This window comes from Pseudomonas agarici (assembly GCF_900109755.1).
GTDB classification, from domain to species: Bacteria; Pseudomonadota; Gammaproteobacteria; order Pseudomonadales; family Pseudomonadaceae; genus Aquipseudomonas; species Aquipseudomonas agarici.
The window spans coordinates 19,310-36,875 of record NZ_FOAR01000023.1 but is presented as its reverse complement, the minus strand read 5'-3'; the positions used below and the strand labels follow the sequence as shown (position 1 = coordinate 36,875).

At 61.8% G+C, this 17,566-nt stretch carries 1 protein-coding gene; it reads left to right on the top strand.

Features of this window, described 5'->3' with window-relative positions:
- Window positions 1–757 precede the first annotated feature (757 nt).
- Window positions 758–17,527, top strand: a complete 16,770-nt coding sequence (locus BMX68_RS19080; protein WP_017134418.1) for a non-ribosomal peptide synthetase — start codon at window positions 758–760, stop codon at window positions 17,525–17,527.
- Window positions 17,528–17,566: the final 39 nt, after the last annotated feature.

Genomic DNA, 17,566 nt, shown 5'->3' with positions numbered 1-17,566 from the left:
GATTCGTAAGTGATAGGTTAATCATGGCGTGAAAATTGAATATTTTTTGCTGGTCGCAATTTAACCCCTGTTTTTGATTTGTGATCTACGTCCGAAAAATGGACAGAAATCACAACGGCGCTAGGGTTGGTCTGGAAAAGCACATGCTGTACAAATTTTTCTTGGTGTATAGTAATTGGGCCTTGATTAAAAAGTAAAAAAGCCCATCGGCGCGTAAAACAACTGCGCTGGTCGTAATGGCCGGTCTTCGTCGGTCATCTGCCTTGAGCATCAACGTATCGTCCATGAGCACGTGGGATCGTTTCCCTTGCTCCACCATCCATACGGGGCCGTATCAGTGTAATTCGCCGCAGCGCAATCGGGTATTCAAGACACTGCTCAAGGAACTTTTTGTGGTTCTCTGCCACTCATTGATCACCGAGCTGATCAATGTTTCGTTTGAACTAACGGCCTGGATAAGTGACGAGATGATAGGCAGTACACAGAATAAGACTCGTCCCTCTGCACGGTGCACAGTTTCATCCGGAACCTATCGGCACGTAGCCGGGAGATCAGTTATTCCGCAACTTTCACGTTAGTGCTATGGTGCACTAATGGCGACTATGTCTATACACTCATAAAGTTGGACATTCATCGATGCACTGGATCGCCTATCAGGCAATCCGTTGATCTTTTTTATTCGAACACTGACGCATCGAGTGTCGGTTCATGCGTGACGTCAGTCATTTTTGGGCCGATGAGGCCAGGGAGCTATTGTTTGAATCGCCCATCTTCGCCCGCTGATGTATACCCCCTGACCACCGCTCAGCGCCAGATCTGGTTCGATCAAGGGCTGCACGAAGGTGCGCCGCTCTATAAGATCGGTGGTCATGTGCGGATCGCAGGCACCGTCGACCCGCAACGCTTCGAGCGAGCGGTGAACCGGTTGGTGCGCAAGCACGACGCGTTGCGCATCGTGCTGACATCGTCGATTGATGAGCACGGCGTGCCGCTGCAACGCATCGTCGAGACGCTGGCGGTGGAGGTGCCCTTTCACGACTTCAGCGAGCGGGAGGACGCCGAGAGCGCGGCATTGGCGCTGCTTGAGCAGCGCCTGGAAGCTCCCTTCACGTTGATCGGCCGCCCCTTGTTTCGCTTTGAGCTGGTAAAGGTCAGTGATGCGCGTTTCTATTTCACGCTCAACTTTCACCACCTGATCGTCGACGGCTGGGCAATCGGCTTGCTGGTCGAATCACTGTCAACATTATACAGCGAGGCCCAGACCCAAGATCAGGCTGAACCGGCGCCGAGTTACCGGGATTTCATTGCGCAGGACCAGGCGTTCGAGCACTCGCCGCAACAGTTGCGCAACCTGGAATATTGGCTGGACAAATACCGCACGCTGCCCGACCCGCTGTTCACTCCGCGCCACCGCACCGGCCCACAGCAAGGCCTGGCGCCGGGCGGCCACGAGTGTCTGCGCCTGTCCCGTGCTTTCTTCGAGCGGATCATCGAACTGGCCCGCGCCTGCGACTCGACTCCATTCCATGTGCTGCTCGGAATTTTCCACGTCTACTTCAGCCGCACCGAGCGCCGCGATGAGTTGTCCATCGCCGTGCCGACGCTCAATCGCGGCAGTGCCCGTCTCAAATCGACCGCTGGCATGTTTGTCGGCGTCAGCCCGTTGCGCCTGTCGTTTGATCCGCACCTGAGCTTCTCTGCGCTGGTCACTTCACTGGGGCGGATGCTCAAGCAGGATTACCGCTACCAGCGCTTTCCGTTGAGCGAGCTGAATCGCACGCTGGGCCTGTGGCGCTCGCAGCGGGCGCAGTTGTTCGACCTGACGGTGTCCTATGAGCGCGATGACCATGACCTGCGCTTCGATGGGGCACCGGCGCAGGTGATCATGGGATCGAACAGGCATGAGCAGGACCCGTTGACGGTCCATATCCGCGAAAACAAATTCGACGAAAACGTTTGGATTCACTTCTTTTACAACCAGGCTTATTTCGACCCCGGAGAAATCCGGCAGATCAGCCTTCGGCTGCGGCATATGCTCGAACAGGTGCTGGACAACGCCGAATTGCCCGTATCGCGACTGTCGCTGGTGACGGCACCGGAGTTGCGCCAACTCGACGCCTGGAACGCCACCGATGTGGCCTTTGCGCCAGCGCCGATGATCCATCGACAGGTCGAAGCGCAGGCGGCGCGTTCGCCGGATGCCATCGCCATTGAGCAGGACGGGCACCGCCTGACCTATGCGCAGTTGAACAGCCGCGCCAACGTCGTGGCGCATCGACTGATGGCCCTGGGCGTCAAGGCAGACCAATGCGTAACCCTCTGTACCCAGCGTAGCCTCGACAGCATTGTCGGGATGCTCGGGATTCTTAAGTCCGGTGCGGGTTATGTACCCATGGACCCCGCCTATCCAGCCGAGCGTTTGCGCTACATCCTCGACGAAACCGCGCCCAAGGTCATGCTGATCCACCATCGAACCGCGCACCTGTTGCCCGAGACGGCGATGCCGCAGCTTGATTTGGGTGATTTGCAGGCCATGACCGAAGCGCAGCGCGCCAATCCCGATCCAATAGGGTGTCACGGCACGTCACTGGCCTACGTGATCTACACCTCGGGTTCCACTGGTCGACCGAAAGGCGTGATGGTTGAGCATCGCCAGTTGAATAACCTGATTGCCTGGCATAACCAGCGGTTTGCGCTGGGCGAAGGCAGTCGCAGTACTTGGTTCGCTGGCGTCGGTTTCGACGCCAGCGTCTGGGAAATCTGGACGGCGCTGAGTGTCGGCGGCACGTTGTTGCTACCGCCGGCACACACGGTGGACGATCCGCGCGCCTTGTTGCAGTGGTGGAAAGCGCAGACCGTTGACCTTGCCATTCTGATCACCCCGTTGGCGGAGCTGGCGTATGCCAGCGACCTTGCCAACCCAGTGGCCAGCCAGGTGCTGATCGGCGGCGATCGGTTGCGCCAATGGCCGGTCGGTCTGCCGGCCGGACAAGCATTGATCAATACCTACGGCCCAACCGAAGCCACGGTACTGGTGACTGCCGGACAAGTGCATCAGCACAACGCGGCGCTGCACATCGGTCGCCCGGTGGCCAACACCCGGATTCATATACTTGATGAGTTCGGCCAGCGCGTTCCGCCGGGCGCGGTCGGTGAACTCTATCTCGCTGGCGCGCACGTTGCGCGAGGGTACCTGAACCAACCGGGATTGACCGCCGAGCGTTTTATCGACGATCCGTTCAGCGCCGCGCCGGGTGCGCGGATGTACAAGAGTGGCGACCTGGGGCGCTGGATGGCCGATGGCAACATCGAATTTCTCGGACGCAATGACGACCAGGTAAAGATCCGTGGTTTTCGCATTGAGTTGGGTGAGATCGAGACCACGCTGGTCTCCTTGCCTGGTGTGCTCGAGGTGGCGGTACTCGCGCGCGAGGACAGTCCTGGCGAAGTACGTCTGGTTGCCTATTACACCGGCATCGACGGGCTGGCCGAGGGCCTGAGCCGTCGCGCCGGCGAGGTATTGCCGGTCTACATGGTGCCGTCGGCGTTCGTGCACCTGGCGGCGTTTCCCGTGACCGTCAATGGTAAGCTGGACCGCAGAGCCTTGCCGGCGCCGCAAGCTTGCCTCAACCATGCCTATGAGGCACCGCAAGGCGAGCGGGAGCAGGCCTTGGCCTTGTTGTGGCAACAGGTACTGGGCGTCGAGCGAGTAGGGCGGCACGATAATTTTTTCGAATTGGGCGGGCATTCGCTGTCTGCCGTGCGGCTGATCCAGAGCATGCGTCGCCAGGGCATGAATGCCGAGCCTCGCGCCCTGTTCGGTGCTCCGACGCTACAAGCGTTTGCCCGGCACACGGGCACCGGCCAGGAGGTCGAAATCCCGGCCAATCGGATCGAAGCCGGCTGTTTACGGATAACCCCCGACCTCTTGCCACTGATTGAAATGAGCCAGGAGCAGATCGACGGCTTAGTTGAAAACATCCCCGGTGGCGTTACCAATGTGCAGGATATCTATCCGTTGGCGCCGTTGCAGGAAGGCATCCTCTATCAGTATTTGTCGACCAGCGGCGGCGATCCCTACGTGTCGCATGGGCTGTTCGCGCTGGACCACCGCGCCCGGCTCGACGACTTCATCCGGGCCTTGCAAACGGTCATCGACCGCCATGACATTCTGCGCACGGCGTTGGTCTGGGAAGGGCAGGACGTGCCTTTGCAGGTGGTCCTGCGTGATGTGTCGCTGCCGTTGCACTGGTTGAATTTCCAAGCCCAGGACGGCGATATCGCCGGCCAACTGATCAAGCGTTTCGATGTCGGCCGCTCGCGTCTGGATCTGCGCCAGGCCCCGCTGCTGCGACTGGCCTGCACCTTCGACGAAAGCAACGACCGCTGGCTGGCATTGCTAATCGTTCATCACTTGGCGATGGATCATGCCGGCTTAAGTGTCCTGCAACAGGAGATGCAGGCTTATCTGCTCGATCAACAGGCACTGCTGCCTGGCGCGACGCCTTATCGCAACTACGTGGTGCAGAGTCGACACAGTATGAGCGCCGCAAGCCATGAGGCGTTTTTCCGCGAGATGCTACAGGACATCGAATCGCCGACGCTGCCGTTCGGCGTGGCACAGGCTCGCGATGATGCCTCGGTCATCGCAGTGATCCAACCTGTGCCGCTCAGGGTGGCCGAGCGTTTGCGCACGCATGCACGGGGGCTAGGTGTCAGCACTGCCAGCCTGTTTCACCTGGCGTGGGGACGGGTGTTGTCGATGCTCTCGGGACAGACAGAGGTGGTGTTCGGCACTGTTCTGCTGGGGCGCATGCAGGGGGCGAGTGGCGAACATGCGCTGGGGTTGTTCATCAATACCTTGCCGTTGCGCTTGACCCTGGCTTCCCAGGGCGTGGCCGCCAGTGTGCGCGATACCGCGGCGCGGGTGGCCAACCTGCTCGCCCATGAGCATGCGCCGCTGGCACTGGCCCAACGTTGCAGTGGGGTTGCCCCAGGCACGCCGTTGTTCAGCGCCTTGCTCAACTACCGCCGCAGTGAACACCAGGGGCAAGGCGCCGGGCCGCTGAACTGGCAAGGTATTGAACTGCTCGAGGAGTATGAGCGCACCCACTATCCACTGACATTGTCGGTGGATGACGCAGGACAAGGGTTCGAACTGAATGTCCAGGCGGTGACGGGCATTGATGCGCAATTGGTGTGCGACAGCGTGCAGACCGTCTTGGCCAGTCTGGTGGACGCACTGGAACGCAACCCCGAACAAGCCGTGCATGACCTGGTCGCGGTGCCGGCCAGGGAACGCCTGCGGGTGCTGGCCGATTTCAATGCCACCGACGGCGTCTTTGCGCAGGCGCTGACGCTACATCAGTTATTCGAAAAGCAGGTCAGGGCGACTCCCGAGGCCATCGCGCTGACCTTCGAAGACCAGTCACTGACCTACGAGGCGTTGAATAGACAGGCCAACCGCGTGGCCCATCAGTTGATCGAACGGGGTGTGCGAGCCGATGACCGCGTGGCGATTTGTGTCGAGCGCAGCCTGGACATGCTGATCGGCCTGCTTGGCATTCTCAAGTCCGGGGGCGCTTATGTGCCGCTTGACCCTGGCTACCCGCTCGAACGCCTGGTCCACATGCTGGAGGACAGCGCGCCCGTCGCGCTGCTGCTGCACGGCCCGACCCGAGGTCTGTTGCGGGCGGACGCCGCGATCTGCCTCGATCTCGCTGATGTGCGCACGCAGGCCCAGTTCCCCTCGCACGACCCGGCGCTGGCGCAGGACTGGCGGACGCTGGCGTATGTCATCTACACCTCCGGGTCTTCCGGACGGCCCAAAGGCGTGATGAACGAGCATCGCGGGGTGGTCAACCGTTTGCAGTGGATGCAGCAGGCACTGAGTCTGACAGCGCAAGACGTAATCCTGCAAAAGACCCCGTTCAGTTTCGACGTCTCAGTTTGGGAGTTTTTCTGGCCGTTGATGGTCGGCGCGAAGCTGGTGATCGCACGTCCCGAGGGGCACGGGGATGCGGTTTACCTGGCACAACTGATCGCTCGGGAACGGATTAGCACCGTGCATTTCGTACCGTCGATGTTGCAGGTTTTCCTCGAATCCGCCCAGGCCGCCGAATGCCACAGCCTGACCCGCGTGGTGTGCAGCGGCGAGGCGCTGGCGCTGAGTCTTATCCGCCGTTTCTCCACGGTGCTGCCGGATACCGGATTGCACAATCTTTACGGGCCGACCGAAGCGGCGGTCGATGTCACGGCCTGGGCATGCAGCGCCGAGGACAGCGTGTCGCTGATCGGTCGGCCCATCGCCAATACGCGTATTTACATCTTGGACACTCAGGGACAACCGGTTCCGGTGGGCATTGCGGGTGAATTACATATCGCTGGCGTGCAGGTCGCTCGCGGCTACCTGAATCTGCCTCGCTTGACCGCTGAACGGTTCGTCGACGACCGCTTCAGCGAGGCACCTGGCGCGAGGATGTACAAGACCGGCGATCTTGGGCGTTGGCTGCCTAATGGTGCAATCGAGTACCTGGGACGCAACGACGACCAGGTCAAGATCCGGGGCTTTCGAATCGAGCCGGGCGAAATCGAAACGGTGCTGGCCCAGATGCCCGGCTTGCGCGAGGTCGTGGTGCTGGCACGGCACGATGAGCGTTCCGGCCAGCGGCTGGTGGCGTATTACACCGGCAGCGCCGTCGCTCCTGAAGCGCTGCGTGAGCACGTCGGCGGCCGCCTGGCGCCGTACATGGTGCCGGCGGCATTCGTGCATCTTGATGCCTGGCCGCTGACCCCCAACGGTAAGCTCGACCGCAAGGCGCTGCCCGCACCGCACGGGGCCTATGCACGAGCCATCTACCAAGCGCCGCAGGGTGACGTCGAGAACGCGCTGGCCGGTATCTGGTCGCGGTTGCTGAACGTGGAGCCGGTCAGTCGTCACGACAATTTCTTCGAGCTGGGCGGGCATTCGTTGCTGGCGGTCAGCCTGATCGAACACATGCGCCGTGTTGGTCTGTTTGCCCAAGTGGCGCAACTGCTCGGTGCGCCGACCCTGGCCGAGCTGGCGCGCCAGGTCAGCACCGAGCAGCCACTGTTCAGTGTGCCCGCCAACGCCATACCGCCGCACGCCGAACACATTACCCCGGCCATGCTGCCGTTGGTGCGACTGACCCCGCCGGCCATCGAACGTATCGTCGCTCGGGTAGCGGGTGGCGCCGCCAATGTACAGGACATCTATCCGCTGGCACCGCTGCAGGAAGGCATTCTGTATCACCACTTGAGCGCCACCGGGGGCGATCCCTATGTGTTGCACGCGCTGTTTGCGTTTACCGGACAAGCGGCGTTCGAGCAGGTGGTCCAGGCGATGCAGCAGGTCATCGATCGCCATGATGTGTTGCGCACGGCGGTGCTGTGGGAAGGGCTCGACGCCCCGGTACAAGTGGTTTGGCGTCGGGCACCAGTGACAACCGAGTATTTCTCGGCAGACCCTCGCGAAGGTGATGTGGCGGAGCAACTGCTGCGCCGTTTCGACGTTCGCCAGCGTGGCATCGACTTGGACCGGGCACCGTTGATCCATTGGGCCTATGCCGAAGACGAGAGCCATCGGCGCGGGGTCGGTTTGCTCAGGTTCCATCACATCGTGATGGACCATGTCGCGCTGGCGTTCGTGCAGCGCGAAGTCCAGGCCATTCTGGCCGGGCAGGGCGCGACGCTGGCCGTTAGCGTGCCCTATCGTGATTATGTGGCGCAGGCGCGATCGAGTGGCAAGGCTCAGGCGCACGAAGCGTTCTTCCGCGAGCGACTACACGATGTCGATGAGCCGACCTTGCCTTATGGCATTGCCGGTATCCAGGCCGATGCCGATCCGGTGACGCAAGCCTCGGCCAGCGTCTCGGGCGAACTGGCCCTGCGCTTGCGCAGCCAGGCCCGGCAACTGGCGGTGAGCGCGGCCAGTCTCTACCACTTGGCTTGGGCCAGGGTATTGGCGGTGCTGGCGGGCCGCGACGACGTGGTGTTCGGTAGCGTGTTGCTGGGGCGCCTGCAGGGCGGTGCCGGAGCGGATCGCGCCTTGGGTCTGTTCATCAATACCTTGCCGGTGCGTATCGATGCGGGTGCCGCTGGCGTGCAAAAGGGCGTGCGTCAGACCAGCCAGGCATTGGCGGCGTTGCTCGGCCACGAGCACGCATCCTTGGCCCTGGCGCAGCGCTGCAGCGGTGTAGCGGCGCCGACTCCGCTGTTCAGCGCCTTACTCAACTACCGTCACGGTGACGAGGCGGATGGTCTGGCGGTCGGGCAATACGTTTGGCCGGGGGTGCAACTGCTCTCAGCCCACGAACGCACCCACTATCCGTTGGTGCTATGCGTCGACGATATCGGCAACGACTTCGGCTTGATCGTGCAAGCGACGCACGGCATCGATCCGCAACAAGTCTGCGATTGTCTGCACACTACACTGGCGTCGCTGGTCGAGGCGCTGGAGTGTGCGCCGGATACACCCATCAATGCCTTGCGGGTGCTGCCGCAACAGCAGCGCAGCCAAGTGCTTGAGGCGTTCAATCCGCCGCGCTTCGATTACTCGCGGCCACAGACCCTCCACGAACTGTTCGAGGCGCAAGCCCAACGCTCGCCGAATGCCTTCGCCGTCACGTTCGAGGGGCAATCACTGACTTACGCCGAGTTGAATGCGCGAGCCAACCGGGTAGCCCATCGTCTGATTGCCCATGGCGTGAAACCGGATGATCGGGTCGCGATATGCGTGGAGCCGGGCGTGGCTATGATCGTTGGCCTGCTCGGCATCCTCAAATCCGCTGGCGGCTATGTACCGCTCGATCCGGGCTATCCCGCTGCGCGGCTGGCTTACATGCTGGCCGACAGTCAGCCGACGATGATACTGGTGACGGCGGCTACCCGCGACGTGCTCGGTCGTGTGGCGGTAGCGCAATTGGACATTGCACAGCTCGACAGCGGCCCGCAATCCAACCCTTGCGTGGCAGGCCACGGCGCCGGGCGGTTGGCGTATGTGATCTACACTTCGGGTTCGACCGGCCAGCCAAAAGGGGTGATGGTCGAACACGGCAACGTGACTCGTCTGTTCGAGGCCACAGCCAGCCTGTTCAGCTTCAACAGCGACGACGTTTGGGCACTGTTTCATTCGTTTGCCTTCGACTTCTCCGTCTGGGAAATCTGGGGTGCGCTCCTGCACGGCGGTCGTCTGCTGGTGGTGGCGCCGTTGACACGCCGCTCGCCGCCAGCGTGCTACACGCTGTTGTGCGAGGAGCGAGTCAGCGTGCTCAACCAGACCCCCAGCGCCTTTCGCCAACTGATCGCGGCCCAGGGTGCCAGCCCTCTAACCCATTGCCTGCGCCAGGTGATTTTCGGTGGCGAAGCGTTGGATGTCGCCAGCCTGAAACCCTGGTATGCGCGGCCAGACAATGGCTTGACGCAACTGGTTAATATGTACGGCATCACCGAAACCACGGTGCACGTGACCTATCGGGCGTTGACCGAAACCGACACCCGGCGCATTGGCGCCAGCCCCATTGGCGGGCCAATTGCCGACTTGCGTCTATACCTGCTCGACGCCCGGCGTGAGCCCGTGCCGGTGGGCGTGGTCGGCGAGTTGTACGTCAGCGGTCCGGGCGTGACGCGTGGCTATCTCAATCAGCCCCAGTTGACCGCCGAGCGTTTTCTCGACGACCCCTTCAGCGCTGCCCCGTGCCGGATGTACAAGACCGGCGACCTCGGACGTTGGCTGGCCAATGGCGAGATCGAATACCTGGGACGCAATGACGATCAGGTGAAGATCCGCGGTTTCCGCATCGAATTGGGTGAAATCGAAGGCGTTCTTGGCAGCGTCGAAGGCGTGACCGAGCTGGTGGTGATCGCCCGTCAGGACACTCCCGGCGATCAGCGGCTAGTGGCCTACTACACCGCTGACGAGGGGCTCAACGAGCGGTTGCGAACGCAAGCCGCATCACGTCTGCCGGCGCACATGGTGCCATCGGCATTCGTGCATCTGCCCGGTTTACCGCTGACCGCCAACGGCAAGCTCGACCGTGCCGGCTTGCCGGCACCGGGCGGCGACGCTGTGGTGCGTGCGCCCTACGAGCCACCCCAAGGCGCCGTCGAGTCCACCCTGGCGCGGATCTGGTCGCAGTTGCTGAACGTGGAGTCGGTCAGCCGTTACGACAATTTCTTCGAGCTGGGCGGGCATTCCCTGTTGGCCGTCAGCCTGGTCGAGCGCATGCGCCAGGCCCATCTGTTTACCGACATTCGCCAACTGTTCGGCGCGCCCACCCTGGCCGAGCTGGCACGGCATATCGTGACTCGCAGTCCCGAGTTAGCGATACCGCCTAATAGGATTCCGAGGAATGCCGAGCGCATCGTTCCGGACATGTTGCCGTTGGTGACCGTCGATCAAGCGGCACTCGATACCCTCGTCGCCCAAGTGCCCGGCGGTGCAGCCAATGTACAAGACATCTATCCGCTGGCGCCGTTGCAGGAAGGTATCCTGTTCCATCACCTGATCGAGCAGGAGCGCGACCCCTACGTGCTGAGCGGTGCGCTGGGGTTCAGGACACGATCGGCGGTGCAGCGCTTCATCGAGGCCTTGCAACAGGTCATCGACCGTCACGAAATCCTGCGCACCGGTTTTGTCTGGCATGGCCTGGAACAGGCAGTGCAAGTGGTTCACCGTAAAGCGCAACTGATGGTGAACACCTTCGAGGTGACTGCGCCGGAGCAAAAGCCGCCCCAACGGATCGACATCACCCGGCCGCCGTTGCTGAATTGTTCGCTCGGTCACGATCAGGCCAATGACCGCTGGCTGTTGAATATCGTGTTCCACCATCTGGTACTGGATCACACCAGTCTTGATCTGGTGCTTGAGGAGGCGCGGGCCATCGAACAGGGCCGCGCCGATTGCTTGCCCACGCCGGCGCCGTTTCGGAACTTCATCGCCCAGACCTGCCTGGCCGAAAGCAGGGCGGCGCATGAGTTTTTTTTCCGGGAAATGCTCGGTGATATCGACGAGCCGACCGCGCCTTTCGATGTGCTGGACATCAACGGCGATGGTCACGACGCGCTTGAGGTCCAGCACCTGGTGCCTGACACATTATCGCGCCGCTTGCGCAGCCAGGCACGGCGTCACGGCGTCAGTGCGGCCAGTGTGATGCACCTGGCGTGGGCGCTGGTGCTGGCCAAGACCACGGGACGCGACAGCGTAGTGTTCGCCACCGTGCTGTTTGGCCGTCTGCAAGGCGGCGAGGCCGCCGACCGGGTGCTTGGGTTGTTTATCAACACTTTGCCGCTGCGCGTCGATATCGGTCGTCTGGACACCGCCGCTAGCCTGCGCCAGACCCATGATCGCTTGGTGCAGTTGCTGGTCCATGAACACGCGCCACTCTCGCTGGCCCAGCGTTGCAGTGCAGTGACCGCCCCAGCCCCGTTGTTTACGACGCTGTTCAACTACCGCTACAGCGCGGATGCGCCTCAGGCACAAAAGAATCGGCGTCTAGGCGACGATATCGAGCACTTGGGGGGCCGTGAGCGCACTAACTACCCGTTGACTATGGCCGTGGACGACCTCGGCGAGGCCTTCAGCTTGACCGTTCAGGCAGTGGCGGGCATCGATGGCGAGCGCGTCTGCGGTTACATGCTGACCGCACTGGAGCACATCAATGAGGCACTGGAGTCCGCCTCGGCAATGCCCGTCTGCGCCTTGCAGGTGCTGCCGGCGCAGGAACGGATGAAGCTGCTGGATGATCGCAATGCGTTGCGCACCGACTACCCGCCGTTAAACACTCTGCACCAATTGTTCGAAATGCAAGCCGAACGCTCGCCGAATGCTTTCGCCGTCACGTTCGCGGGGCAATCACTGACCTACGCTGAGTTGAACGCGCGAGCCAACCACGTGGCCCATGACTTGATCGCCCAAGGGGTTAAGCCCGACGACCGGGTGGCGATTTGCGTGGAGCCAAGTCTTGAAATGATGGTCGGCGTGCTTGGCATCCTCAAATCCGGCGCCGGCTATGTGCCGCTGGATCCCGGCTACCCCGCCGAGCGATTGGCCTACATGCTGGGTGACAGTCAGCCGTTGGCGGTGTTGGTGACGCCAGCCACTAGAGAGGTGCTCGGGCCATTGGCGATCACCCAACTGGATATTGCCCAGGGCGAGGGCGGACCCCGGCATAACCCGTGTGTGCCAGGGGCGCACGCAGCGCGATTGGCGTATGTGATCTACACCTCGGGCTCGACCGGCCAGCCAAAAGGCGTCATGGTCGAGCACCGCAACGTGACCCGGCTGTTCGATGCCACGGCCAGCCGGTTCGGCTTCAATGGCGAGGACACTTGGGCGCTGTTTCATTCTTTCGCCTTTGACTTCTCGGTCTGGGAGATCTGGGGCGCATGGCTGCATGGCGGCCGACTGCTGGTGATTCCACCGTTGACCCGTCGCTCAGCTCAAGCGTGCTACGCGCTGCTGTGTGATGAGCGAGTGACTGTGCTCAATCAGACGCCGAGTGCGTTTCGCCAGTTAATCACCGCGCAGGGCGAAAGCCCGCAAAGCCATTACTTACGCCAGGTGATTTTGGGTGGCGAAGCGCTGGAGGTCGCCAGCCTGAAGCCCTGGTACGCCCGGCCACGCAATGGCGCCACGCAATTGGTCAACATGTACGGCATTACCGAAACCACCGTGCATGTGACCTACCGTGCGTTGACCGAAGCCGATACCCGGTACATCGGCGCGAGCCCCATTGGCATAGCGCTCGATGATTTGCGACTTTACCTGCTGGACGCCTGGCTTGAGCCGGTGCCGCTCGGCGTGGTCGGCGAGCTGTATGTCGGAGGCGCGGGCGTGGCACGCGGATATCTCAACCGTCCGCAGCTGACGGCCGAGCGCTTTCTCGACGACCCGTTCAGTCACGTTCCCGCACGCCTGTACAAGACCGGCGACCTCGGGCGCCGGCTGGCCAATGGCGAGATCGAGTACCTGGGTCGCAATGACGATCAGGTAAAGATTCGTGGTTTTCGCATTGAGTTGGGGGAAATCGAAGGCACGCTGTCTGCCGTGGACGGTGTCGCTGAAGTGGTGGTAGTTGCTCGGGAGGATACGCCGGGTAGCCAGCGGCTGGTGGCTTACTACACCGGCACCCGAGGGCTCAACGAAAGCCTGCGCGCACGGGCGGCATCGAATCTTCCCGCGCATATGGTGCCTTCGGCGTTCGTGCATCTGCCCGATTTGCCGCTGACGGCTAACGGCAAGCTCAAGCGTAGCGCCTTGCCGGCCCCGGATGACAGCGCCCTGGTCCGAGCACGGTATGAACCGGCGCAGGGCGAAATCGAAGTGGCACTGGCGCAGATCTGGTCGCGGTTGCTGACTGTCGAGGCGGTGAGCCGTCATGACAATTTCTTCGAACTGGGCGGCGACTCCCTGCTGGCCATGCGTGTCGCAGGATCGGTACGCCAGCAGTTTGGCGATCAGCCGGCGCTACGTGCGCTGTTCGAGTCGCGCAGCCTGAAGGAGTTCGCCGCGCAAGTGGCAAGCGCCTGCGGGGTGGCTCGCTCGCCAGTGGTTGCACAGCCTCGTGACATTCCTTTGCCATTGTCCTTCGTCCAAGAGCGTTTATGGCTGATTCAGGCCAGGGATGGTGGACGTGCATACAATTGGCACGGAGCCTTGTTGCTAGAAGGCGTCTTGTCCCTCAATGCGTTGCAGAGCGCGTTCGACGCTCTGGTGGCACGGCATGAACCGTTGCGCACTCGATTCCTGCTGGCCGACGGCGACGATGTGCCTGCGCAATGCATCGAGGCCTCCTGCGCCCTCAGGCTAGCAGTGTCGCCTGTCACGCCACAGTATTTGACGCAAGCCCTACAGGCGCATGCTGGCGTTGAGTTCGATCTGCGCCAGGGGCGCTTGATACGGGCCGAGGTGTTGCGTCTCGCACCGCAGCGCCACGTACTGTCCATCGTGATTCACCATATTGTCTGCGATGGCTGGTCCACGTCGGTGCTGGTGCGCGACCTGCGGGCGCTGTATGCCGCGCACCTGGCCGGCGCGCAAGCGCAACTGGCGCCGCTGACCATCCAGCACGCCGATTATGCACACTGGCAGCGCCGTCAGGACCTGACCCAGCATCTGGATTATTGGCGCACTGCCCTGGACGGCCAGGCCGATCCGATCGATCTCGCGGTGCCGGGCACCCCGGCCAGCGTCACGCCAGGGCCTGCCGGCGTCGTGCGGCGGCGAGTGAGCGAGGACCTCGCTAAGGGCCTCGCGCAGTTTAGCCAGCAGCGCGGCACCAGTCTGTTCAGCGTACTGCTCGCCGGATGGACGCTATTGGTTCATCGTCAAACCGGATACACGGATGTGTGTACCGGTACCACGGTGGCCGGTCGCGACGATCCGGTGTTGGACCCATTGATTGGCTTCTTCGTCAACATTCTACCGTTGCGGGTGCGGCTGGACGGCCAATCGTTGATCGCCGATGTGCTCGATCAGGTCCATGCGGTGGTGCTTCAGGCACTGGAGCATCAGGCATTGCCGTTCGAGCAGATGCTCGCGGTGGCGCCCCGGTTGCGTCAGGCCGACGGTCGTTCACCCTTGCCAGTCATGTTGCGCCATCAAAACTTCCCAGGCATCGACACTCAGGCTTGGAGCGACCAGATGACCGTCAGCGAATGGCCCATCGAAGCCGATCGTCCTGCTCAGGCGGATCTGGATCTGGAGGTGTTCGGCGATGCCCGCCAGTTGGACATCGTCGCCAGCTTCGACAGCCTGCGCTTTAGCCCGGCCCAGGTGGAACTGATGGTGTCGATCTGGCTCGAAATGCTGGATCGGCTGATTCACTCGCCACGGCTTAAAGTGGCCAGCTTGTTGGCCCTCACCCCAAGCGAACACGCATTGATCGCACGCAGTAACGACACGACCCAAGTGTTTGAGCAAACCTCGGTAACGGCACTGTTCACTCAGCAGGTGTCGCGGCGCCCCGACGCCATAGCCTGTATTGATAACGGCCAAGAAATCACTTTTGCCGGGCTGGATCAACGCTGCAACGCAGTCGTCGCGGCGTTGCAATCCCAGGGTATTGCCCCTGGCGCGCGGATTGCCCTCTATCAGCCGCGCTCGGCCGATTTTCTGGCTTGCGTGCTGGCGGTGTTCAAGTTGGGCGGCACCTACGTGCCGATTGATCCGGGTTACCAGGCCTCCTATGTGCAGCGCATCCTCGAGGCGGCGATGCCGGCATGGGTGCTGACCACTTCCGACCTCGCGGCTGGGCTGGCGCACATCCAGCTACCGCTGTTGCGCCTGGATCGCGATGTCGATCAACACGCCAGCGCAACCGTTGTGGTGCGCGACAATCAGCCTGATGATCCGGCCTACATCGCCTACACCTCGGGCTCAACGGGGCAGCCAAAGGGCGTGCTGGTGGAGCACCGGCAACTGCTTAATGGCTTACAGGCCTTGTGGGCGCGCACACCGTTTGCGCCGGACGAAGTGGTTGCACAGAAGACCTCCATGTCGTTTGTGCCGTCGATCAAGGAAATGCTTTGTGGGCTGCTGGTGGGGGTGCCTCAAGTTATTGTTGCCGACCATACCGTCCAGGACGCCGCTGCTTTCGCCACAGCGTTGCGTGAGTATCGGGTAACGAGGCTGAACCTGGTGCCTTCGCACCTCAATGCACTGCTCGATCACGCGGCGCAGTTGGGTAGGTTGCGCCATGTGGTGACCGCCGGTGAGCCGCTGAGCCGTCAGGTCAAGGCCCGTTTTGCCCGTTTGCTGCCTCGGGCACGGCTGTACAACAATTACGGTTGCACCGAACTCAACGACATCACCTACAGCGAAGGCGAAGACTTGGCGGGCCTCGGTGCGGTGATGCCGGCGGGCCGCCCGATTGCCAACGTGCAAGTGCAGGTGCTCGACGAGCAGTTCAATCCGGTGCCGGTAGGCGCCGTGGGAGCAATTTTCGTCGAAGGCGCCAATGTCGGTCCTGGGTACTGGAACCCGCCGGCATCGAGCCCCGAGCGTTTCATCGTATTGCCATCCGGCGCACGTGCGTTGATGACCGGCGATATCGGCATGTGGTTGGCCGATGGCCAACTCATGCACCTGGGGCGTGAGGATTTCCAGATCAAGGTGCGTGGCCAGCGGGTTGAACTGAACGCGGTTGAACTGGCGCTGGGCAGCTATCCAGGGCTGAGGAAAGTCGCCGCTGTGGCGCGTCGCGCCGGCGGTGAGCACGATCAATTGATCGGCTTCTATATCAGCGACGGCGCTCCGATCGACCACAATGAGCTGCACCATTGGCTCGCGCAGCGGTTACCTGGGGCCATGGTGCCCAGCCGTTTGGTGCCGTTGTCGGCTTTACCGATGCTAGCCAACGGAAAACTGGATCGCTTGGCGTTGCGTACAATGCCATTGAATGCGCTGACCGGCATGGAACACACGGACGATGCTCCGCAAGGCGAACTGGAGAGTGCGCTGGCGGCGATCTGGGCGCAGGTGCTGGAGGTCGATCGGATCGGGCGCCACGATAATTTCTTCGCGTTGGGCGGCCACTCGCTGATGGCGTCGCAATTGGTCGTGCGCATCCGCGAGGCGTTGGCGGTGGATTTGTCGGTACGTAGCCTCTTCGACACCCGCAGCGTCGCTAGGCTGGCGGCTCTGCTGAATTCGCAGGCAGGTGTCCCGAGCGATCAGGCTTCGGTGCAAGCCTTCAACCGCGAGGGCCGCCAGCGGCCACTGTTCCTTACGCACACATTGCAAGGTTACGCCTGGTACTTCGAGCATCTTGCCGGACACATCGACGCCGATGTGCCGGTTTATGGCTTGCCTGCGCTGCCATTGTCAGCCGAACCTCTGGAGGATTTAGTTGAGATCGCCGCACGTTTCGTCGCCGTTGTTCGCCAAATCCAGCACCAAGGTCCATATCGGATTGCCGGTTGGTCCTTTGGCGGTTTGATCGCTTATGAAATGGCCACGCAGTTGCGGGAAGCGGGTGAGTCGATAGAGTTCCTCGGACTGTTCGACACCACCTTGGCGCCCCTTGACAGGCAAGACAGCACCCATCACGCCAGCTTGGTGACGCTCCATGCTTTTGTGACAAATAACTTTGCCGAGCACGAGCCGGACCTGATCGAAATATCCATCCGGCGAACAGTGGAGGAGGTGGTCGAGGACATAGTCGAGGCCCTTGAAAAGTACAAGCGCGCGGGCAAAGACTTATGGCATCTGGCCCATGACACGCCACAGGAAAACCGCCAGTTCCTCTACCGCATGCTGGGCCACGGCAAAGCCATGCATGCCTGGCGGCCTCGGGCGCTGGATGCCAGGCTGCACTTGTTCATTGCACAGGACACCGCACTGACACCGTTGGAGGGACATGCAGAGCCGTCTCGCTACTTGGGCTGGGAGCAACTGCTGGCGCCCTCGGCAATGGTCTTGATGTCGGTTCCAGGCGACCACGAAACGATCATCAAGCGGCATGCCGACCAGGTGGGGGCGCTGATCAGCGAAGTGTTGAAGGGATAGTTTCGGCGGATGAAGGTGAAGTGTTTTGGTCAAATTTTT